Source organism: Sulfuricurvum sp. (assembly GCF_028681615.1).
In the GTDB taxonomy this organism is placed as follows: Bacteria; Campylobacterota; Campylobacteria; order Campylobacterales; family Sulfurimonadaceae; genus Sulfuricurvum.
The window spans coordinates 41,386-63,046 of record NZ_JAQUHV010000008.1 but is presented as its reverse complement, the minus strand read 5'-3'; the positions used below and the strand labels follow the sequence as shown (position 1 = coordinate 63,046).

The 21,661-nt window shown below is 43.3% G+C and carries 17 protein-coding genes; 1 reads left to right on the top strand and 16 read right to left on the bottom strand.

The features are described from left to right. The 11 genes from PHE37_RS09055 to pheS all read right to left on the bottom strand — a co-directional run bounded on the left by PHE37_RS09055 (nucleotide 1) and on the right by pheS (nucleotide 15,863). Nucleotides 1-2,931: an HNH endonuclease gene (locus tag PHE37_RS09055; RefSeq protein ID WP_300008451.1), complete on the bottom strand. Its 2,931-nt coding sequence runs from the start codon at nucleotides 2,929-2,931 to the stop codon at nucleotides 1-3. Nucleotides 2,932-2,994: 63 nt separating this feature from the next. After that, entirely contained in the window at nucleotides 2,995-3,678 is a 684-nt protein-coding gene (locus PHE37_RS09050) for a response regulator (protein WP_299995436.1), read from the bottom strand. Then, complete coding sequence (locus PHE37_RS09045; protein WP_299995435.1) at nucleotides 3,675-4,664, bottom strand: DUF4118 domain-containing protein; 990 nt, start codon at nucleotides 4,662-4,664, stop codon at nucleotides 3,675-3,677. Before PHE37_RS09045 ends, PHE37_RS09050 begins: the two co-directional genes overlap by 4 nt. A gap of 24 nt (nucleotides 4,665-4,688) precedes the next feature. Next, complete coding sequence (locus PHE37_RS09040; protein ID WP_299995433.1) at nucleotides 4,689-6,509, bottom strand: KUP/HAK/KT family potassium transporter; 1,821 nt, start codon at nucleotides 6,507-6,509, stop codon at nucleotides 4,689-4,691. A 124-nt stretch (nucleotides 6,510-6,633) separates the two neighbouring features. Continuing rightward, the gene (gene serA / locus PHE37_RS09035) at nucleotides 6,634-8,220 is read right to left on the bottom strand and encodes a phosphoglycerate dehydrogenase (protein WP_299995431.1); all 1,587 of its coding nucleotides are present in this window, start codon (nucleotides 8,218-8,220) and stop codon (nucleotides 6,634-6,636) included. Then, entirely contained in the window at nucleotides 8,220-8,705 is a 486-nt protein-coding gene (locus PHE37_RS09030) for a hypothetical protein (protein ID WP_299995430.1), read from the bottom strand. The genes serA and PHE37_RS09030 overlap by 1 nt, the downstream gene beginning before the upstream one ends. 5 nt (nucleotides 8,706-8,710) lie before the next feature. Further along, a complete protein-coding gene (locus PHE37_RS09025; protein WP_299995428.1) occupies nucleotides 8,711-10,366 on the bottom strand; it encodes a 30S ribosomal protein S1 in 1,656 nt (551 codons plus the stop codon). A 73-nt stretch (nucleotides 10,367-10,439) separates the two neighbouring features. After that, nucleotides 10,440-11,273, bottom strand: coding sequence for a 4-hydroxy-3-methylbut-2-enyl diphosphate reductase (locus tag PHE37_RS09020; protein ID WP_299995426.1), 834 nt, complete (start codon nucleotides 11,271-11,273; stop codon nucleotides 10,440-10,442). Next, nucleotides 11,270-12,547 (bottom strand): 3-phosphoshikimate 1-carboxyvinyltransferase, encoded by a 1,278-nt coding sequence (aroA, locus tag PHE37_RS09015; RefSeq protein ID WP_299995424.1) that lies wholly within the window; start codon nucleotides 12,545-12,547, stop codon nucleotides 11,270-11,272. The genes PHE37_RS09020 and aroA overlap by 4 nt, the downstream gene beginning before the upstream one ends. Next, complete coding sequence (pheT, locus tag PHE37_RS09010; RefSeq protein ID WP_299995423.1) at nucleotides 12,544-14,874, bottom strand: phenylalanine--tRNA ligase subunit beta; 2,331 nt, start codon at nucleotides 14,872-14,874, stop codon at nucleotides 12,544-12,546. The genes aroA and pheT overlap by 4 nt, the downstream gene beginning before the upstream one ends. After that, nucleotides 14,871-15,863: a phenylalanine--tRNA ligase subunit alpha gene (gene pheS / locus PHE37_RS09005; RefSeq protein WP_299995421.1), complete on the bottom strand. Its 993-nt coding sequence runs from the start codon at nucleotides 15,861-15,863 to the stop codon at nucleotides 14,871-14,873. Before pheS ends, pheT begins: the two co-directional genes overlap by 4 nt. 158 nt (nucleotides 15,864-16,021) lie before the next feature. Between pheS and PHE37_RS09000 the strand changes: the two genes are divergently transcribed. Further along, nucleotides 16,022-16,378, top strand: a complete 357-nt coding sequence (locus PHE37_RS09000) for a histidine triad nucleotide-binding protein (protein WP_299995419.1) — start codon at nucleotides 16,022-16,024, stop codon at nucleotides 16,376-16,378. A gap of 83 nt (nucleotides 16,379-16,461) precedes the next feature. Here PHE37_RS09000 and PHE37_RS08995 read toward each other — a convergent pair whose 3' ends face one another. From PHE37_RS08995 to hemC, 5 genes are all read right to left on the bottom strand, one after another. After that, nucleotides 16,462-16,926: an OsmC family protein gene (locus PHE37_RS08995; RefSeq protein ID WP_299995417.1), complete on the bottom strand. Its 465-nt coding sequence runs from the start codon at nucleotides 16,924-16,926 to the stop codon at nucleotides 16,462-16,464. A gap of 35 nt (nucleotides 16,927-16,961) precedes the next feature. Beyond that, nucleotides 16,962-18,368 (bottom strand): argininosuccinate lyase, encoded by a 1,407-nt coding sequence (gene argH, locus PHE37_RS08990; protein ID WP_299995415.1) that lies wholly within the window; start codon nucleotides 18,366-18,368, stop codon nucleotides 16,962-16,964. A gap of 83 nt (nucleotides 18,369-18,451) precedes the next feature. Beyond that, nucleotides 18,452-18,787, bottom strand: coding sequence for a cytochrome C (locus tag PHE37_RS08985; RefSeq protein WP_299995413.1), 336 nt, complete (start codon nucleotides 18,785-18,787; stop codon nucleotides 18,452-18,454). A 105-nt stretch (nucleotides 18,788-18,892) separates the two neighbouring features. Continuing rightward, nucleotides 18,893-20,707, bottom strand: a complete 1,815-nt coding sequence (locus PHE37_RS08980; RefSeq protein WP_299995438.1) for a menaquinone biosynthesis decarboxylase — start codon at nucleotides 20,705-20,707, stop codon at nucleotides 18,893-18,895. A gap of 9 nt (nucleotides 20,708-20,716) precedes the next feature. Next, nucleotides 20,717-21,658, bottom strand: coding sequence for a hydroxymethylbilane synthase (hemC, locus tag PHE37_RS08975; protein ID WP_299995411.1), 942 nt, complete (start codon nucleotides 21,656-21,658; stop codon nucleotides 20,717-20,719). Between the last annotated feature and the right edge of the window lie 3 nt (nucleotides 21,659-21,661).

Here is a 21,661-nt window from a genome sequence, read left to right as displayed (position 1 = left end):
CTACCGTTCGGTATTTTCGCTGTAACTGAGTCTCAAACCGTCCTCGCCCATTACAAATCCATGGATGGAAATTTTTCCCTCATGGACGAGGCGATGGTGCTTGGCACACAACGGAATGAGGTTATAGCGGTGATTCATCCCGTAATGACCGATCGATCCGCCGTCATCCGCATTCGCCTGAGGGACGATATGATGTACCTCATCGACCGCTTCATCGCACAACGCACATTTGGTCAAAAAGAGTTTGTTGTTATAACGGCTTTTCTTTTCACGCTTCAACATAGACGCCTCATGCGTTTTATCGGTGATGCGTCCGCGAATCTCATACGCCTTTTTCAAAAAGGTCTCATCCATATGAAGCGATTTGGCAAATTCCAACCCGTACAGCGTTGAACCGCTTCCGCTTTTGAGCTTGCGGTCATAGACGAGTTTGTCGCTTGCCTCGTCGTAATAGACCCCCAAATGGAGCAATACGATCTCACGCGCTTTTTGGATTTCACTCAAGGAAGAGAGCTGATGCAAATGAGTCGCAAAGATAAACATACTCCCGATCTCACGGAGTTTGAGGATTGCACTCGCCACAATCGCCAGCGCCGACTCTGTCTCCGTTCCGTGGCTGATCTCATCACCGAGAATGAGGGTATTCTCCGTCGCACGGTTAAAGATGTTTCGCAGCTCCAGCATCTCGACCGCAAACGTCGATAGCCCTTTGTAAAGGTTGTCTTTGGAGACGATACGGGTGAGGAGTTTATCGACCGGAGAAAACCGCATCATGGCGCACGGGACGAAGAATCCCCCCTGCGCCATCACTACCGAGAGACCGATACTTTTCATCAACGACGACTTCCCGCTGGAATTGATCCCGTACAGTAAGACCCCTTTGACATCTTCACCGTTTTCGATCGTCGTATGTTCTTCATAGGTATGCTGATCGACCGCACCCAAGAAAAGATCGTTCGGAACAAAAATACCATTCTCTTCACGCGATTCGATCAGAGGATGACGCAGTCCAACCGTTTCAATAAATGCTTTAGGAGACGAAACAATCGTCGGTCTGACGTAGCGGTATTGTTTAGCGCATTTTGCACTGCTCAAGCTAACATCCACGATGGCAAGAAATGAGATTAAATGCTCGATTGCATGGGAAAAGCGCCGTTCAATCTCTTCGAGATGCTCCCGATAACGTTCTTTGACCTGCGCAACCATCCGTGATTTGGCGCCGGCATTTTCGATGGAAAGTTCATCCAAAAGGGTCGAAGAGAGTTTAACCGCTGTTTTGAGTTTGCGCACTTGAAAATCGCGGAAAAAGTAGTGCTGACCGTCCAGGGTAAAAAAACTGTTATGAAGTGCGTCTTCAACACTGACATAACGGTTACGGGTCATCAGCAGATGATACCCCTCGCTCTCCAGCCATCCGACCTGTGCATAAGAACCGCCCGATTCGAAAAAGGTATCGATATGTTCGATGATCGTATCCAGTTTTGAGAGGTTATTGCTCTGTAATTGTTCCAGTGCATCGATGGAAGGATCGATCCCCTCGTTAAAGAGATTTTCATCCACCTGATCGCGCCGAAATTTCGCACACGCTTCGATATTAAAGATCCGTCTTATCTCAGAGGCACATTGACGGCACTCCTGAGCACTCGATTTATCGTACCTGACGCCAAGTCTGTCCGCATCCACAAAGAGACTCTCTGCGGCACTGAGCGATGCATAAAAATAGGCCAATTCGAACGGATGAAGCTTTCCGAGTTTGAGACGGCGCAAGATCCTCTCCAGATCATATACTTCTTTGAGCTTCGTTTCAAAGGGGGCTATATGATCGCCCATCTTATCGATCAGATCATACCGCTCTTCGAGGAGCTTGACATCGCAGATCGGGTTCAAAAGCCGTTCGCGCAACAGCCGTTTTCCCATTGCAGTCGACGTTTTGTCGATGAGTTTGAGGAGCGTCATCTCATCATGATCGCGCGAAATGATCCCCAACTGTTCCGCCGCATTATTCCCCAGATACATGTATCGGTTGGTTCCCAGAAACGTCGGACGGTTCATTTTTTCGATAATCGCAGGATCGTGATCGATAATGACGTTGATAAGGATGCAGAGCGATTCGGAAGCATACGGATAACGTTCCAAATCAAGATACTCTATAGGGCTTAGAAGAGAACGTATCTGATAAATCCGTTCAAACAGTTCGTTTTGATAATCAATCCTTAGCCGTTTTTCGTTTTCAGATGTACGGTGATGATTTTTGATCTCCAGATAACGATTCACTTCATCCCGGTCGATATCCCCCGCACAAAACGTCACGACCACTTCAGAGGTTTGGTAGCTTTGAAGCAGTGTAAACACTTCATCCAATGCATACGTTTTATCTTCTCGTGTTCCGTGAATCTCATTAATAAGTGTTTTTCCCGTTCCGACATCGATAGCGGAATACCCTACAGAATAAACACCGTTGTTTTGATCGATCAACAGTGAAGCGATATAGTTCTCGCTTGCTTCGGCGATGTAATCGAAATTCGTACCCGGTGAAATGATATTGGAGATGTATCGGCGGATATGGGGAACTTCACCCTGTTGACGGACGAGAACAATAGTGTATTTTTTCGACTGCACCAAACGGCTGAGATACCGTTCGATCGATACCGTCGGAACACCTGCGAGGAGAGGGTTTTGGATGGAGTTTTCGAGAATCGTTTTGTTTTTACGGGTGAGCTGGATGTTGAGAAATTCGGCAACTTCTTTGGCTTTACCGATCTTCATCTCTTCGTTGTTGACCTCATAGACCTCGAAAAAAGAGCCTACTTCGATGATAACGAGGGTATCGGGACCGTACTTGGCTTCACATACTGATTGAAGCTCGAAATAGATTTCGGAAAGGAGCTTTTTTTTATCGTTTAGTATCGCCCCGATCTCTTCCGTAGTCATTAACGCTCCGAATCCTAAAAAGTGTTAAATTATAGCAAAGAGGGGCTAAAAGGAGAATTTCTCTTATCCAACAAACCGATACCCGATCCCTGTCTCAGTTATAATCCGCTTTGGGCGGGCAGAATCGATTTCAATCTTTTGACGCAATTGGTTAATGAATACCCGTAAATAGTGGGTCTCGTTTTGATATCCCACTCCCCAAATTTCTTTGAGTAGCCATGCGTGGGTGAGTACTTTACCACTGTTTTGCATTAGGACTTTTAAGAGGTCAAACTCTTTAGGTGTCAGTTTTAACTCTTCGTTATCCAACATCACCGTATGTGAAGCAATATCCATGGAGAGATTATTGCTAATGAGAGCGGAAGAAAAATCTCCGATATTTCTACCACTACGACGAAGTGCCGCTTTAATACGGGCAAGTAATTCTCCTGTTCCGAAGGGTTTAGTGAGATAATCATCACATCCGCCCTCCAACGCCGCTATTTTTTCACTCTCAACTGAGCGGGCAGAGAGGACGATTACGGGAGCTTGGCTCCATTCGCGAAAATGCATTAGGAATTCTTTGCCATCCATATCAGGTAGCCCAAGATCAAGCAATACCAGTGCAGGAGCATCGATTGCTGCACGATTGAGTGCTTCTTTACCCGTCGCGATACAAACGGGATGATACCCTGCCGCACTAAGTGAAACTTCAAGCAGTTTTCGAATTGCACTGTCATCATCGATAATTAAAATCGTCTCTTTCATACCTCGCCTCTTATTGGAAGTCTCATCGTTGCGCAAAATTGTATTCCATCACTCATCGTCTCCACACTCCCACCGTGCATTTTGGCGATTCGATATGCTACATATAACCCTAGTCCGATCCCCTCTTCTCCACGGACATTACTCAGTCTTGAAAATGCTCTCCATGCCATAGAAGCTTCATGCGCCGGTGGAATTGAACCCGTATTGCAGATACGGATCATAACCCCATCAGGATCATGTCCTATTGCAACAGTGACTGTATCGCCATATTTAAAAGCATTTTCCAGTAAATTAAAAAGTGCCTGCTCAATTAAAACAGCATCCCCGTAAATCGAAGAAATTTTCTTTTCGATATTTAACGTAGCCGGAAAAGTATTCTCAGTTTTAGAAAGTGCGCTTCCCAAAAGTTCACTAATATCGCACTCTTGTCTTTTGAGTTTTAACATACCACTTTGAAGTCGAGCGGTATCTAGGAGATTATCAATCAATCGTTGCATCCGATGCGCACCATTGTCAATCGTACTGTAAAGCTCTTTTTTTTGTTCCGGATTCAGATCCAGTTCTTCAGTTAGCAGCCCTGAAGATGCTCCCATAATTGCCGCAAGCGGTGTACGAATTTCATGCGATAAAGACCCTAGTAATGTCTCTTGCAGCCGCTCTGAAGTCTCAAGTTCTTTCGCAATTGCTGCACGTATACTTAGCCATGAGACGATTTGACCGACAGCAATCATAATCGTAAAGCTAAAGAGATATCGCATATCATGTACCGTAAACGTTAATGTTGGAGGGATAAAAAAGAAATTAAATGATAATACAGACGCGAGAGATACGATCAGAGTATCTCTACGTCCCAACCGCATTGCAGCATAGAGAATGGGAATTAGATGGATCATCCCTATGTTGACTAACTGTAGTTCATCACTAAAGAGCTTAGAGATAAAGCTAAGAACGATCAAAAGCAAAAATGGGGGAATAATTGCATACATTTTTTAATTATAAACCATCCATTGTTAAATCTCTGCCCGACGGGCAACCCCGATTAGTTTATCATGCGGGAAATGGTAGAAGCTAACAAAGTTAGGAGAAACATCTTTAATAAATGCGAAAACTTTCCATATTAGACTATCGGATACGATCTCTTCATCTCCGTAAAAAATTGTCCGTTCATTAATATTTTTTTCTCGCAATATTGCTTCGACATTTAGCGTTTCCATATATCCCGAACGGATACTAAGCAGATCTAGCCCTTCACCAATAGGGGAAAGTTCACTAGTGACACCATGTGGATCATACAATGGGTGTACCGTTACGATGATATTTCGCTCATACATAATACCGTTTTGAAACATCGTTTTCGAGATGTAGGCAGGAATCGAATCAGCATTTCGGGCAAAAAACAGAGCTGTTCCCTCGACATGATACCCTTGTGCATAGCGTTTGAGATATTCCGCTAAAAAGTGATCCTTATCAATCGGCACAAACGAGGCATAAAGCCGTTTTTGACCTTGAGTATATAGAATCACTATAAATAGTGGAACGGATGCAATGACGAGCGACCAATACCCACCATGCGGAATTTTGAGCCAGCAGGAGACGAAGAACACTAAACTCGTCAGTCCCGCTATAATGGAAACCCCCATTTTGAGATATTGTCGTTTATACATAAAAATCATACTCATTAATACACCCGTAATACTCATTGCCCCAGCAACAGATAATCCGTATGCCGCAGCCAATTTGCCCGATTCGCCAAAGATAAAAAGCATTGCGACCACACATAAGAATAAAAACCAGTTGATCGAACCGACATAGATTTGACTACGCAGTTCATTGGAAGTATAGTTAACATTAAAATGAGGGAAAATACGTGTTGTCATTGCCTGATACAAGACCGAAAAAATACCACTGATCATTGCCTGTGATGCGATCACAGTAGCGATAACACTTAATAATAGAAGTGGGACATACAATGTCGGAACAAGAGTATGATAGAGTTCAAAAAATGGAGCTTTAGCTGCTTCAGGATGAGAGAGCAAAAATGCCCCTTGTCCGTAATACGAGATCAGTAATGCCACTGAGGCAAATAGCCATCCCTTGAGTATCGGTAATCGACCCAAATGTCCCATATCGGCATATAACGCTTCACCGCCTGTAGCACACAAAAGCACATCAGCTAATACCACAAATGCAATATAAGGGTGTTGAACGATAAATTCAAGTGCATAAAACGGTGAAATCGCCTTTAACACTTCGGGGGATTGAAAGAGGTAATACCCGCCACCCAAGGCAAGTGCGAAAAACCATACAACCATGATAGGACCAAATGCACTGGCAACCTTTTCAACTCCTTTTTTCTGAACAGCAAAAAGGGCTAACGCAATACCTGCAGCAATAACAAGCAAAATGATTTTTGGAGTATCCTCAAGTCCTGGTATCAGTGTAATCCCTTCAACAGAGCTCAAAATACTGATAGCAGGCGTTATGACTCCATCACCTATCATTAATGAAATACCGATAAAACCCAATGCACTCACAATAGCAATAACACGTGTTCCTTTCAGGTAAGGGAGTAAAAGTTGTACCAATACGACAGTCCCACCCTCACCTCGTTTGGAAAGACTTGTGGCTAACCATGCATATTGAATGGTAACCAACATCAACATTGTCCAAAATACCATCGATAATATTTGGAAAATCGTCTCACTTGTAGGTTGAACCAGCAACAAAATAACCGCAAAAGTATAAATCGGACTAGTTCCTATATCTCCATACACAACACCAAGTGATTTGATTACCATCATTTCACTTTTAATACGTTCTTGCAACGTCATAACGTCCCTTTTGATTAGGATTTCTATGACATAGATTATAGATTGATTTTTATCAGTGAAGTATCAGGATAATAGTAAGAGAGATAAAGAAAGTATAAAGAAGTTTCCCCGAAGGGAAATAAGGTTAGATTCTTGCGTAAGAAACGCTGATACACGCTTTAAGCGCTGCAAGTTCTTTGAGGGTTTTATCGTTGACGACAGAATCGACAATGATAACGGCAAGCGCTTCACCGCTTTTATTACGTCCGAGACGGAAATCGGCGATGTTCACTTCATGTGCCGCAAGTAGTGTGCCCACTTGACCGATAACACCCGGTACATCGGTATTTTTGAAGAGAATCATATTCCCTTTCGGCTCAACATCGACACCGAAACCGTTGATATCAACGATACGCTGAACATCGTCATTGAACATCGTCGCACTAATTTCGATTACATTTTTATCGGTAGTGAGTTTAACAGTAACAAGATTTTTATACACAGGACTTGCAGGAAGTTCTTCCGTTTCGATCTTGATGCCACGCTCACTAGCAATGAAATCAGCATTGACGTAATTGATCGTATCACCTGAAATATCAGCCAAAGCTCCAACGGTAACAAAGGTTGCGAGTGAATTGACGTACTCTGCAATATCACCACGACCGCTTACTTTGATCGAGACAATCGGTGCTTTATTCATTTGAGATGCCAAGAAACCGATTTTTTGTCCCATTTCGAGGAACGGTTTGACAAATGAAGGGATTTTAGTCTCATCAATAGGCAGATTCAATGCATGCGGATACGCAATCCCTTTTGCCGCTTCAATCGCTTGCTGAGCTGCTTCCACACCGATATTGTATTGAGATTCGAATGTATTTGCCCCTAAGTGCGGAGAGACACAGATATTATCCAAATCAAGAAGTTTATTATCGGTTGCAGGTTCTTTGTTAAATACATCGATTCCGGCAAATCGGATTTTTCCTGATTTAAGACCTTCATAAAGGGCATCTTCATCGTATAAACCACCGCGAGCGCAGTTGATCAATACAACTCCGTCTTTCATTTTTGCGATTTCATCCGCACCGATCATACCGATAGTCTCTTTGTTTTTCGGAGTATGGATCGTAATGATGTCACATGCCAAAATATCATCAAAGTTTGTCGTATATTTAGCACCTAAATCGGTTGCTTTAGACGGGTGGATATACGGGTCATACGCGATTACATCCATCTCAAATGCTTTGGAGCGGATACCCACACGGCTACCGATGTTACCGAAACCGATGACACCGAGTTTTTTCCCTTTTAATTCATATCCGTACCATTTTTCACGTTTCCAGATGCGTTGATTTTTCAAATGATCGTGAGAATACGGGAACATACGCATACAAGAGAGCATATGAGTCATGGTTAATTCGACCGCAGCAATGGTATTTGCCGTAGGAACGTTCATAACAATGATCCCCTCTTTTGAACATCCCGGAATATCAACATTGTCAACACCGACACCGGCACGAACGATTGCTTTGAGTCCGCGTCCGGCTTGGATAAATTTATCATCTACATCGGTTGAACTGCGTGTAATTGCCACATCTGCATCTACAAGCATATCCAACAATGCAGTTTTATCCATATCGGCAGCAAAAATCATTTCGACTTTGTCATCACGACGAAGGATATTCAAACCCTCTTCATGAATATGATCACATACGACAATTTTAAATTTTTCCATTACTTTTCCTCTGTGTACGGCGATACTGTCGCCGTGATTTGGTAGGTTTTTAGTTTTGTTACAAGGGATGCAAGTTTATTTTGGTCAGTTGAATCAACCGTGAGGGACATCGCGTCGCCCTCTTCGTGTACAATATAGCGAAGTGCACTTTTGTTGAGCTCTTTTTTTACAAAAGAAAGTTCTTTCGCATTCTTAACCGGTGCGGTAAGCCGGTACACGCCTAAAACACTATTTTCTCCACCCGTATCGAGTTTTAAAGTTACTTCATTTACCGGATAAAAATAGTCTTTCTCCGTTGTAGTGGAGAATCGGTCAATCCAATTCCCGATTTCAGGATTAAGATGCAGCGAAACATCTTTTTCTCCTTCATCTGAACCCGCCTTTAATGCGGGAGCGGCAGGATTGATTTGAATCATAAATATGACGATAAAGACTGCAACAGCTGTGGCTATAAGAGGAAACAGCCAATATGCAGCTCGTCGCATTGTATTTATTTCAATTGGTCTTTAATCAAATCACCGAGGCTGTGTGAATCGTTATCGTTGATTTCATCCAACATTTTTTGATCTTTAATACGCTCAAGTTTTTTAACTGAAAGACGGATGCGGTCGCGTTTAGCATCGATAACCAAAATAGCTGCTTCGATTGTTTGACCGATTTCAAGTTCTTCAGGGATCAAAGGATAAAGGTCTTCATTACGGATAAGAGCATCAACTCCACCTTCCAATGAAACGAATACACCGAAATCTTTTACATCACGAACGGTCGCTTTTACCACTTCGTTCATTTTGTGATTGGTTGCGAATTGATCGATCGGAGACTCTTCAAGTGATTTGCGGTTCAATGAGATTTTTTCGTCATCCGCATTGATTTTTGCAATTTTCACTTCAATTTCATCACCGACTTTGAGAGTGTCTTTACATTTGACATTTTTGTCCCATGAAAGATCTTGATTGTGTAACAATCCCTCTACACCGCCGACTTTAACAAATGCACCGAAATCGGTCAATGATGTAACAGTCCCTTTTACAACATCACCCTCTTTGAATTTTTTGGTAAATTCTTCAAAAGGTTTTGGTTGAAGACGTTTGTATGACACACGCAATTTGTGTGTTTTAGAGTTGATTTCGATAACTTCAACATCGATCTCTTGACCGACTGTGAGGTAATCTTTCGGGTGTTTGATGTTTTTATCCCATGTGATTTCAGAGATATGCAAGAACCCTTCGATATCGTTCCCGAGGTCAACAAAAATACCGTACGGTTCGATGTTGCTGACGGTTACAGTGATAGTGTCACCTTCTTCCAACGCTTCTTCAACTTCTTGCCACGGATCGGATTGAACCGCTTTGATTGAAAGTGAAAGATGACGTTTGTCTTTATCGTATGCAATCGCTTTTACGTTAACGACATCACCCTCTTTGTAAAGTTTAGAAGGGTTAACCGGCCCTTTGTAGCTGATTTCATTGTAATGAACCAACCCGTCGATTCCGCCGACATCTACGAACATACCGTAACTTGTGATTTTTTTGACGGTACCTTGGATAACTTTATCCTCTTCCATCAATGCATCGATTACTTCTTTTTTACGTTTACGCTCGTCATTGAAAAGTTTGCGGCGAGATACGACGATTGACGCTTCAGCCGGGTCAACTTTGACCACTTGAGCTTTGATTGTTTTACCGACAACTTGATCGGTCTCTTTGAACGCAGCGAGTGAACGAGGAAGGAAGAAATGGACATCATCCGCTTCCAAAAGGTATCCACCTTTGTTTTTCTTGGTCACCAACGCTTCGATCACAACCGACTCGAAATCGTCTTTGTGTGCATTGATGAATGCGAGCGTTTTTTCTTGCTCAAGCACTTTTTTATACGAAATTTTTGGGCGCTCATTGTAGTGACCCATTACCATTACCATAATTTTATCGCCGACGTTAAAAAGAAGATTCCCCTGAGCATCACGGATTTCATCCAGTGAAAGGATCCCTTCGAGTTTTTCACCGACGCCTACCAACGCGCGGTTGTCACTCTCTTGGATCTCTACTACTTCACCTTCTGTAATGCGTGTAGATTCTTGCTCTTTGAAAGATGCCTCTAACATCTCAGCAAAATTTTCTTCTTCGAACGATTCGTTATCGAAAGCCATGCCTATTCCCTTGTAACTAAAAATTGGCTGATTATAGCGAAAAAATGCTTGTTTTAAGTTTAGGGTACAGAATTTAGGAGTTTGTCAAGGTCTTAATTTTAGCGATAACATCGTCTATTATCCAATCCGGTGTTGAAGCGCCGGCACTGATTCCACAAAAGTTTTTATCTTTGAACCACTCTTCTTTTAAATCATCTTGGCTCTCGATATGGTAGCTGTCGGGGCAAAATTCTTGTGATATTGAGTGAAGCTGTTTCGTATTGGAAGAGTTTTTTCCCCCTATAACGATCATAACATCGGCTTTCTGTGCTAATGTACGCACCGCATCCTGATTGTCAAAGGTTGCATTGCAGATCGTATTAAAAACACGTACCTCTTTATGGGTGGCCATCAATTTTCCGACAATTTGCTGATATTCTTCTATTTTACGGGTTGTTTGCGCTACCGTTGCCACTTTTTCGCGTAATCGGAGCGCGTCTATTTCATCCGGACTGTTGACAACATAAACATAATCGTTCGCATAACTTTTAACCCCTTTGATTTCAGGGTGTGTTTCGTCTCCGAAAATGACAATATCGTACCCTTGAGCAGACATCTCCTCGCAAATCTGCTGCGGTTTAGTCACATACGGACATGTCGCATCAACTACATTGACCTGACGCTCATGCAGCAAAGAAAGCTCTTGTTTCGGGATACCGTGCGTACGGATCACGGCAGTATCGCCTGATTTAAATGAATCCAAATTTTCGCTCAAAGCCACATTGAAATCATTTTTTAATCGGTCAATTTCATTTGCGTTATGAATTAAAGGGCCATACGTTGAAGCGTTTCGATTCTCTTCAGCAATTTTAATCGCCCGTTTTACACCGAAACAAAATCCATAACTTTCAGCTAATTCGATCTTCATTTTTCTACCTTGGTACACATCCCTAAAAGGTCAAAAAAGTTTGGAAACGATGTATTGATACATTCGACATCCTCCACTTCCATACCGCATTTCAACCCGGCGATCAGAAAACTCATTGCGATACGATGATCTCCGTAACTGTTTACTGTTGCACTTTTCATCTCTCCGCCGATTACGGCATATCCGTCAGGATATTCTTCGGTCAGAATTCCGCAAAGATTCAGATTATCGACTACCGTTTTAATCCGGTCAGACTCTTTGACCCTTAATTCTTCGGCATTTTTGATGATGCTTTTCCCTTCGGCACACGCCATCGCAATTGAAAGCGCTGGAAGTTCATCGATAAGCCACGCAATATTCTCTTCTACCGTTACAGCATGAAGAGGCGAACTTTTAATACTTATCATACCGATAGGCTCATACCGCTCATCCGTAATCGTGTAAGTGATGTCGGCACCCATCCGTTCTAACACTTTAAATGCTTCGATTCGGGTAGGATTGAGGGTCACCCCTTCAATCACTGCAGAAGCGCCAGGAATAATAGCTGCGGCTACCGCAAAGAAGAATGCGCTGGACGGGTCGGCAGGAACACGGATATCAAGAGGTTTAAGAAGCTGCTCAAGCGGCCAAATCTTCGTCTCAAGACCGATTACCTCAACGCGTGCCCCCATGCCTCTAAGCATCCGTTCCGTATGATCGCGACTGAGTTCCGGTTCTCGGAACGTACATACTCCGTCGGAACGGAGTGCGGCAAGCATCATCGCACTTTTGACTTGAGCAGAAGCGATCGGAGAGACGTAATCGAATGCTTTAAGCGACGCTCCGCGAATGGAAAGAGGAGCCAAATCGCCGTTTTTGCGTCCGTCAAGTTTTGCACCGATCGTTCTCAGCGGCTGAGTAACCCGTTTCATCGGACGACGTTTGAGATATTCATCACCCGTAAGGATAAAATGACCCTCTGCAGAAGACAATAGCCCGCAGAAGAGACGCATCCCTGTACCTGAGTTCCCGCAATCAAGAATTTCAGCAGTCTCTCGGATTCCATTTGAACGGATCATAATGACATTTCCGTCATCGTGAATCTCGGCACCGAGATGACCTACAATCTTGAGGGTATTTAGGGTGTCTTCAGCACGTAAAAAGTTTTCAATCCGACTCTCACCTTCCGCTAAGAGTGCGAACATTGCACAACGATGGGAAATCGATTTATCCGGAGCGATAGCATCGCTTTTAAAAGCAAAAGAAGAAGCAGCGAAAACTTTTGCACGCATCATCGCAAATTTACTCCCAGTTCTTCACGCAAGGTAGTCAATACTCCATCCATGGCGGCTGTAATATCCTCTTCTTCCAATGTTTTTTCATCAGATTGCAATACAAATCGCAACGTCAAACTCATTTGATCTCCCAAACTCTCAGAGACATAACGATCTACCGGATAAAACCGACGGATTTGGGCAGAAGCGCCTTTTTCAATAACGGCTTTAATACGTTCATACGTAAGCTCTTTTGAAACGAGAAGACTCAAATCCCTAAATGATGCCTGATATTTTGAATACGGCTGTGCTTCAATGAGTCCAAACGGAAGAGAATCGACGTTCAGCTCACACATAAAAGTTTGTGGTAAATCGAACTCTTCCTCCACCGACGGATGAAGGCGGAAAAGCTCACCTGCATCAACGCCGCCGATGACCACTTTGGCACATACATACGGATGAGCCAAAGTATGGGTTGGCGTATGCGACACCAGTTCAAATGAACCTGCAACGTCTGAAATCAATTTTGTAAATGAAGCAAAATCAACGACTGCAGGCTTTCCGGCATTCGCAATTTTTTCACTCTCCATAGCTCCTGAAACGATAAAAGCGATACGTTTGGACTCGTTACGCTCCGGATCGAAAACCATCCCCGTTTCAAACAAAGCGATCTTTTTTTGATTCACTTTCACATTAGCGGATGCCGAGTTTAACAGCCCGACAAGCAATGTCGGACGAAGCGTATCAAACGTTGCCGTAATAGGATTGAGCAATTCTTTGGATGCTTCTGTACAGACAAATCCGAATTTTTCTACCTGAACACGCTCGTTAAATACGAAATGGACACTCTCATAAAATCCGCTTTGAGCGGCACGATGACGGTACATCCGTGTTTTTTTGTACTCCGCCAAATCGTCACTCATTTGATTTGCTTCGGCAAACACAAGCGGTTTGGAAGGGATATTGTCAATCCCGACGATACGGACAATCTCTTCGATGATGTCTTGTTTATTCACAATATCATGACGAAATTTTGGAACCGAAATAGCAAAAGTAGACCCTTTCGGTGTACCGATATCCATCCCTAAGTTTTTGAAAATCTGCGTAATCGTCGTTTTATCAATTTTCAAACCGATAAACGATTCGAATTCTTCCTCAGCGATACTGATAATACGGGGCTCATACGACGAGAGAAGTTCTATATTTCCACCGTATACCTGCGAAGGCGAATATTTTTCAAATAATTCGGTAGCGTATCGAATACCCATCTCAATTTTCGGCTCGCTCCCGCGTGAAGAGCGATAGTAATGAGGACAGCTCGGAATTTTTTTATCTCCCATTTTTTTCGCAATGATGTCCGGAGCAATATAGCTCGCTTCAATGATTGCCAAACCGGATTCAGCCTTAAAGTGGGCATCTTTTTCTTGTGAAACACCGATTACACAAACTTTTTCTTTTCCATAAAGTGCAGCATATCCATTTTCATCATTTTCGAGGGTGATTACCCCTTTGGTATCCGGTTCACCGAATTTTTCAAACGGATAAGCTCGTAAAATCACTCCTGTACTTTGTGTCGAATACAACAGCAACGCATCAACGGCAGTATTATACGTCTCTTCAATGAGGGCTAAACGCAAAGCAATAGCAAAAGGAACTTTCAGCTCTTTTACCTCAACCGCTCCGAACAAAAGATCGGTATCAAAAGTTTCATTGTGATGGAGCTGCAAAATACGTCCGATGCCTAAACGTCCGTCTTGTTTTTCTTTATGATTGACTTCTCTAAGAGGCTTTGAAAGGGCTGCACGCAGATCACGTGCGATACCGTGTATACTTAAACAGTCACCGCGATTGGCCGTAAGTTCAATCTCGATTAGCTCGTCATTGAATGAACCGTATTCATTCAAATTTTTCCCCAGGACCAATTCACCGATACTTGAATCAAGGATCATGATCCCCTCACCCAAAGAAGGTAATCCGATCTCTTTAGCTGAACAAATCATTCCGTGCGATTCAACGCCTCGGAGTTTTGCTTCTTTGATTTTCAAGTTACCCGGAAGTTCTGCACCCACCGTTGCCAATGCGATATAAATACCGGCACGCACATTGGATGCTCCGCAAACGATCTGACGCATTTCGTTACCGACATTCACCTGAGTGACATTCAGTTTATCCGCATCGGGATGTTTTTCACATTGTTCTACATATCCGATAACAACTCCGTCCGGAACCCGGATCGTCTCATGACGATCGACTTCGAGACCGATAGCGTTAAATGTTTTGAGTAACGTTTCCGTACTCACACCTGATAGATCGATCCATTCATTTAACCAATTTTTTGTAACGATCATCTAAACTGCTCCAATAATCTCGTATCTCCCTCAAATAAAGAGCGTAAATCACCGATTCGGTGGATCAGCATTGCAAAACGCTCAACCCCTAAACCGAACGCATATCCGCTGACATTCTCATATCCGACTGCTTTAAAGACATTCGGATCGACAATACCGCACCCGAGTACTTCAAGCCAGCCGGTTTTTGAGCACACACGGCACCCGTCTCCACCGCAGAAAATACAGCTGATATCCACTTCAGCCGAAGGTTCCGTAAACGGGAAAAAGCTTGGACGGAAACGGACATTGACATCTCCGAACATCGTTTTCAAAAAGTCTTCCAAAATAAATTTGAGATTCGCAAACGATACTTTCCCCGCTTCTTCAACAACCAATCCCTCTACCTGATGAAACATCGGTGTATGCGTGATGTCATAATCACGACGGAATACGGATCCCGGTGCAATCATTCGGATAGGTGGCTTGGTGCTGAGCATCGTACGAATTTGTACCGGAGAGGTGTGAGTACGCAGAAGCTTTGCATCTTTAAAATAAAAAGTATCCTGCATATCACGTGCTGGATGATATTTAGGAAGATTCAATGCTTCGAAATTATGGAAATCATCTTCTACCATAGGGCCGGTTTGAACCGAAAAATTCATAGCAATAAAATAGTCTACGATGCGGTCCATTGTTTCCATCACAGGGTGGAGTGAACCGCGTTCCGTGGTCGTGGAGTAGAGACTGACATCAATCGCTTCCGCTTTCATTGTCTCTTTCAAATGCTCCATGGACAATACGAGCTTACGCTCTACCAGCAAAGCATTCAACCCCTCTTTATGGATGTTCAATTCTTTGGCGAACATCCCTTTTTCGGTGTCTGGAATATCTTTCATACGGGCGAACTCAGCGTTCATTACCCCTTTTTTTCCGAAAACGGCGATCCGAATCTCTTCGATTTTATCAATCGAGTCGGCCGATTTTATAGCGTCATACCACTCTTGCAAAATAGAGTCTCCATTGATGATTTTCTGAAAGCTAAAAACACATTATCATTATTTCTGAAAGGGCTTTCAATCTAGGGGATATTGTAGTCAAATCTCTTTTATAAATAGCTTCAAGGGATAAAGCATATGCTACAATAGCACTAAAAAAGAGGTTTATTATGTGTCTATTCTGTAAAATCGTTAGCAAAGAAATCCCATCCAATACTGTTGCCGAAAACGACGAGTTTTATGCTTTTCACGATATAAATCCCAAAGCTCCTGTCCATGTTTTGGCTATACCTAAAGCTCATTACGACAGTTTTAACGATATTCCGGGAGATGTAATGGGTAAAATGGGAATTTTTATGCAAGAAGTCGCCAAGACACTCGGAATCGATCAAAGCGGATACCGTATTATCAGTAACATCGGAGAAAACGGAGGACAAGAAGTGAAACATCTCCATTTTCACATTGTCGGCGGTGCAAAATTACATTGGGGACATTTTGCCGATGCCGATCCGAAAGATTTCTTTTAACTAAAACGCTGGCGGGGCAAAGCCCCACACAGCTAGGTTAACACTGTGTTTCCCTCGGAGGAAAGCCCACCTACACTTTTAATTTAAGCGTTACACCCTTGAAGCGATCCGAAATCAACACTGTTTCCGCCGCCGCTGATCATCTCTTCGTTTTCACGGATCGTATTACCGTTATGGAGTATCGTATAGGTGATTTTTGTCGTATCGCGGATCGTGTTGATCGTTGAACAATAGGTTTCAACACTTGCCATCACCCAACGTGCTGCAAGCGTATCGTCAGCATTAGAGTCAAAGCGGTATTCGAGATGAAGAGTATTAAATTTACGCGGGGCTTCCTCGTTGCGAACGACCTCTCCCGAAACCTCTAAATTTTTTACTTCATACCCCTGCTTTTGTGGAAGCATCACAATATCGGTCGCAGTACAGCCGATCAATCCGCTCAAAAAATATTCGATCGGTGAAATTTGGGGACAGTCGATAATAAAACTGCTTTTTTCGGTTTTTGCTTCAAAACGCATTGCGTCTAGGTGTGAAACGGTAATTTTCATAAATTTTTCCTTCTTTTAATGTTTAGAATCGATCATCATGAATCGGCGATTGAATCGTATCCATGTGCATTGAGATAATGATCAAAATAGAGTATTTGCTCCAACGTTCGCAGCTCAGCCGTTCCGCCTTGGGACGTTCGGGCATTCATCGAATGCTCGATTGCCAAATAAGCGATAACATCCTCTTTGATACGGCTGTCAATGGCATAAAGTTCATGGTACTCGATATCGCTCAAATCGATTCCCAACACTTCGGCACGGGCTACCGCTCGCCCCGTAATGTGGTGCGCTTCGCGGAACGGAACATCGCAATGTTCGACAAGATAATCGGCCAAATCGGTCGCACTCAAATGCCCAAGTTTACATGCCCGAGCCATATTTTGCGGTTTGACGGTCATTGTTTTCAATGCTTCCCGCAAGATTTCAAGGGAAATTTCTGCCGTTTCCACACTGTCAAACACCCCCTCTTTGTCTTCTTGAGTATCTTTGTTATAGGCGAGCGGCAGCCCTTTCATCACGGTTAAAAGGCCCATTAGATTACCGAATACTCTCCCTGTTTTTCCTCGTAGAAGTTCCGGGACATCGGGATTTTTCTTTTGCGGCATAATAGAACTTCCGGTCGAATAGGCATCGGAAAGTTCGACAAAACGGAACTCATAACTCGACCAAAGGATAATCTCTTCCGCAAGCCGTGAAATATGCATCATCAACGTCGAAATATTGAACAAAATTTCCAATGCAAAATCACGATCGCTTACCGTATCAAGACAATTAATACTCACCGCATCAAACCCGAGCAACTTAGCCGTCATTTCGCGATCGATATTATGAGGTGTCCCGGCAAGTGCTGCGCATCCGATAGGGGAGATATTGTTACGTGCGGCAGAACTCTCAAATCGTTCACAATCGCGTTTAAACATTGAAGCATACGCTAAGAGATGGAAAGCGAAGTTAATCGGCTGAGCATGCTGTAAATGCGTCATACCCGGCAATAAAGTTGTCGTATGTTCACGTGCGATATCAACTATCGCCCTCATGAGCGATTTGATTTGTTCGACTATTTCCCCGTTTTTACGAAGAACAAAGCGGCGAAAATCTAAGGCAACCTGATCGTTACGGCTGCGCGCGGTATGAAGTTTTTTTCCTGCTTCACCGATAATTGAAGTAAGGCGCTTTTCGATGGCCATGTGCAAATCTTCATCACCAATTTTCCATTCAAACGAACCTGATTCTATTTCGCTTAATACCTGAGCCATACCGCTCTCGATTGCAGTCAATTCCTCACGGCTCAAAATTCCTTGATGAGTTAGCATTTGTGCATGTGCGACAGAGCCTTCTATATCTTCACGATACAGTTTTTGATCAAACATGATCGAGGCGTTAAATTTTTCTAAAAGGGTTGACGCATCTTGCGTAAAACGTCCTGACCACATTTTTTCCATAATAGCTCCGATGAATAAAAAGTGGGGTATTTTAGCGAAGTTTGGATTAGAAGAAAATCATCCTTTAAAGGATGATGGATTGTTTAATTGCAGGCAGGAACGTTACCGCTGTCCCCGGCGTATTCGACCAGGAAATCTTCAAGATGACGTGCGTCTTTTGTAAAACCACGGTCATTAAAGTAAGCCCAAGAAGCTTCTGCTTTTTTGGAGGAAAGATGGATTTGGGCAAGTTTTTCACCTTTATTATCCATTATTTTAGACCAAACACGCTGTTTTTTAGATGCAGCTAACGCTTGACCGCCGCCGTGGCATGATTTACAAGATTCGATGTAAATTTTTTGCCCTTTATACGTGGCTGCATTAAGAAGGGTAGAACTGGCCAAAAGTGTAATCGCTACTGTAGCATAAAACTTGCGCATCTTAATTATCTTTCCCTATTAATTATTATTTAAATCGTCTATATTACATTACTAATTCTAATAAATTGCTTAATTCAATGCCCCTAAAAAAGGGGAAATAAAGCGTCAGAGCTGATATTTTTTCTCTAGTTTTGGATCTAAATCCCAGAGTGAAAGTGATTTAAGACGTTCCACAACCGATGGGGTACATTCGACATCACCCGGCCATTCACGTTCAAAAGAATCCACAACCGTTTTCGTAGTCCCGTCAATCGCAACGATCGACTCAGACCGGTACACGTCACGTGCGGCATCCATATTGTTCGTTACCCGCCAAAGAAGCATATAAGGGTTATGAATATCATTTTTTTCTTCATCCACAAAAATAACGATTCGGACAAACGATGCAAGTCTTTCCAACGCACTAAAACACTCTTTTAACGAACGTGTTTTACGAATACTTACCACCGTTATAGGGTTAGCGGTATGACGCATATATTGCGTAAGAGCTGTAACTTCCGGAATAAGATTTTGGAAATGTTCCGTCAATGCAGAGCTGTCGATTGATTCAGGAGCAATCGGTGAATGTGATGCAGTAAAGTCAATCCCCAATTTGCCTCCGACCAATGACTCGGGACTGGAATGGTCAAGTGCATCGGTAATCCCCTCTGAAATAAAAAGGCATTTTGGGATAAAGCGATTCAATGCATAGGTAATTAATGCTTCATAATTCGTAAGTTTCGGGGCATCTTCCCCGAAAAAGAGAGCATGTTTGACAAAACTCATCTGTCCTGAGCCCCAAAAAATATGCATAAACTGTTTCGCATGCCCTTTATACAACGGTTTCATTTTTGCCAAAATCAGATTATGAAAAACACCGTTCTCCGGCATATGATAATCGATCAGATCAGCTGCATTCGTTTTTAAAAGCGGCAAGAATACCCGTTCGGTTGCCCAACCCATGTATTTGTCTTCTAGAGGCGGTTTACCGACAACGGTCGCCAAATAATAGGGATTTTTGCGGCTCGTAATCGCGCTGACTTCCATGACGGGATAATGCTCCGCAAGCGTATAATAGCCCGTATGATCTCCAAAAGGTCCTTCAAGGACAAATTTTTCCGGATCAACCCACCCTTCGATGACAAAATCGACATCTTCGGGAATATACAAAGGTGTTGTAATCGATTCAACCAGTTTTGGAGACTCTTTTTTGATCAAACCATACAACAGCAATTCATTAACACCATACGGCAGAGGTGCCGTTGCACACCAGGTATAAAGCGGATCACCGCCGATTCCGATCGAAACAGGCATTTTTTTACCAGCACGCTGGTATTGGTCGAAAAAGTGTGATGAGTCTTTATGAATCTGCCAGTGCATTCCGAGATGATTTTTATCATACACCTGTAAACGATACATCCCCAGATTGACCACTGCACCGTCTAAACTCTGGGTATATACCTGTCCCATCGTAATAAAGGGTCCGCCGTCTTCTTCCCACGTAGTCAGAATCGGTAAATCGTACAAATTAACTTCATCGCCTTGTTTTACAACTTCTTGACAACTTCCGCGCTTTTTCAGCTTTTTCGGGAAAATATCTTTCATCGCAAACAGGTCACCGAGCATGCCGACTTTCTCTTTAAGTCCCTGCGGCGGCTTCATATGCAGAAGCTTTTCGATCTCTGCCGCTACCCCTTCGACTTCGCGGCCGAACAAAAGTTCGGTACGGCGAAACGAACCGAACAGATTCATCACGACAGGAATGTCAAATTTTTTGCCGGTAGCTTTGTCAACCGGATGGGTAAAGAGAAGGGCTTTGCCGCCGTTTTCTTTTTTTACTTCGGCATATGCCAAATGGGGAATTTCCAACGCTATATCAAGAGGTGTATCAATGATACGCAATTCATCTTTGGATTTTAATAGATCAATTGTTTTATGCAGTGTCACGGATTAAGCCTCGTTTGCCATAACTTCGGCACGATGTAATAATTCCATCGCTCCCTGAGCAATCAAACGCTCTGCCATCGCTTCACCCGCGCGAGATGTTTCATCCTGAGATAACGTCACCATTTCGCCCATCACTTCAGAAGCGTCAGGAAGTCCGAGAAGTGATCGTACGACAACACTGCCATCTTCCTGCACTCGGGCACTCACACCGATCGGTACTTGGCAACCGCCTTGCAGCGTATCGACAAATCCTCGCTCGATACTCGTCTCAATTCGGCTGTTTCGATCTTCCAAAAAGGCCGCAATTTCTAAAACCCACGGCTCATTTACGGTTTCAATCCCTAATGCGCCCTGTCCCATAGAGGGGATCATCTCTTCGAGAGAGATCGGATAAAAATAGGTCACGAGATGAGAAAAACCGAGGCGGTTAATCCCTGCAGCTGCGAGGATAATCGCATCAAATTCCCCCTCTATGAGCTTGCGGATTCGTGTATCGACGTTACCGCGCAAATCTTTGATGACCAAATCGGGACGCTGTTTCACCAACTGCATACGACGGCGCAAGGAAGAGGTACCGACAACAGCACCCTGCGGAAGCGATGCGATATCAGGATATTTTTCACTCAGCATTGCATCCCGTACATCCTCACGAGTTGTGATTGCAGATAAAAGAAGCCCTTCGGGCATAACTGTCGGAACGTCTTTAAGGGAATGAACCGCCATCTGCGCCTCGCCTCGAAGCATTGACTCTTCGATCTCTTTGAGAAACAACCCTTTACCGCCTATTTTTGCCAACGGCGCATCCAAAATTTTATCCCCGGAAGTGATAATAATTTTGAGTTCTACTTCCACATCACTAAAATTCGATTCAATTACCGATTTGATATGGTTGGACTGCCAAAGGGCGAGTTTGCTTCCGCGAGTTGCAATGGTGAGTTTTTTCATGAA

Excerpts from the sequence above, each read along its gene's own strand:
- aroA (WP_299995424.1), bottom strand. The coding sequence starts at position 12,547 with ATGATGCGTGCAAAAGTTTTCGCTGCTTCTTCTTTTGCTTTTAAAAGC.
- pheT (WP_299995423.1), bottom strand. The coding sequence starts at position 14,874 with ATGATCGTTACAAAAAATTGGTTAAATGAATGGATCGATCTATCAGGT.
- PHE37_RS09020 (WP_299995426.1), bottom strand. The coding sequence starts at position 11,273 with ATGAAGATCGAATTAGCTGAAAGTTATGGATTTTGTTTCGGTGTAAAA.
- argH (WP_299995415.1), bottom strand. The coding sequence starts at position 18,368 with ATGGAAAAAATGTGGTCAGGACGTTTTACGCAAGATGCGTCAACCCTT.
- hemC (WP_299995411.1), bottom strand. The coding sequence starts at position 21,658 with ATGAAAAAACTCACCATTGCAACTCGCGGAAGCAAACTCGCCCTTTGG.
- PHE37_RS08995 (WP_299995417.1), bottom strand. The coding sequence starts at position 16,926 with ATGAAAATTACCGTTTCACACCTAGACGCAATGCGTTTTGAAGCAAAA.
- PHE37_RS09040 (WP_299995433.1), bottom strand. The coding sequence starts at position 6,509 with ATGACGTTGCAAGAACGTATTAAAAGTGAAATGATGGTAATCAAATCA.
- PHE37_RS08985 (WP_299995413.1), bottom strand. The coding sequence starts at position 18,787 with ATGCGCAAGTTTTATGCTACAGTAGCGATTACACTTTTGGCCAGTTCT.
- PHE37_RS09000 (WP_299995419.1), top strand. The coding sequence starts at position 16,022 with ATGTGTCTATTCTGTAAAATCGTTAGCAAAGAAATCCCATCCAATACT.
- PHE37_RS09050 (WP_299995436.1), bottom strand. The coding sequence starts at position 3,678 with ATGAAAGAGACGATTTTAATTATCGATGATGACAGTGCAATTCGAAAA.
- serA (WP_299995431.1), bottom strand. The coding sequence starts at position 8,220 with ATGGAAAAATTTAAAATTGTCGTATGTGATCATATTCATGAAGAGGGT.
- PHE37_RS09045 (WP_299995435.1), bottom strand. The coding sequence starts at position 4,664 with ATGTATGCAATTATTCCCCCATTTTTGCTTTTGATCGTTCTTAGCTTT.
- PHE37_RS09030 (WP_299995430.1), bottom strand. The coding sequence starts at position 8,705 with ATGCGACGAGCTGCATATTGGCTGTTTCCTCTTATAGCCACAGCTGTT.
- PHE37_RS09055 (WP_300008451.1), bottom strand. The coding sequence starts at position 2,931 with ATGACTACGGAAGAGATCGGGGCGATACTAAACGATAAAAAAAAGCTC.
- PHE37_RS09025 (WP_299995428.1), bottom strand. The coding sequence starts at position 10,366 with ATGGCTTTCGATAACGAATCGTTCGAAGAAGAAAATTTTGCTGAGATG.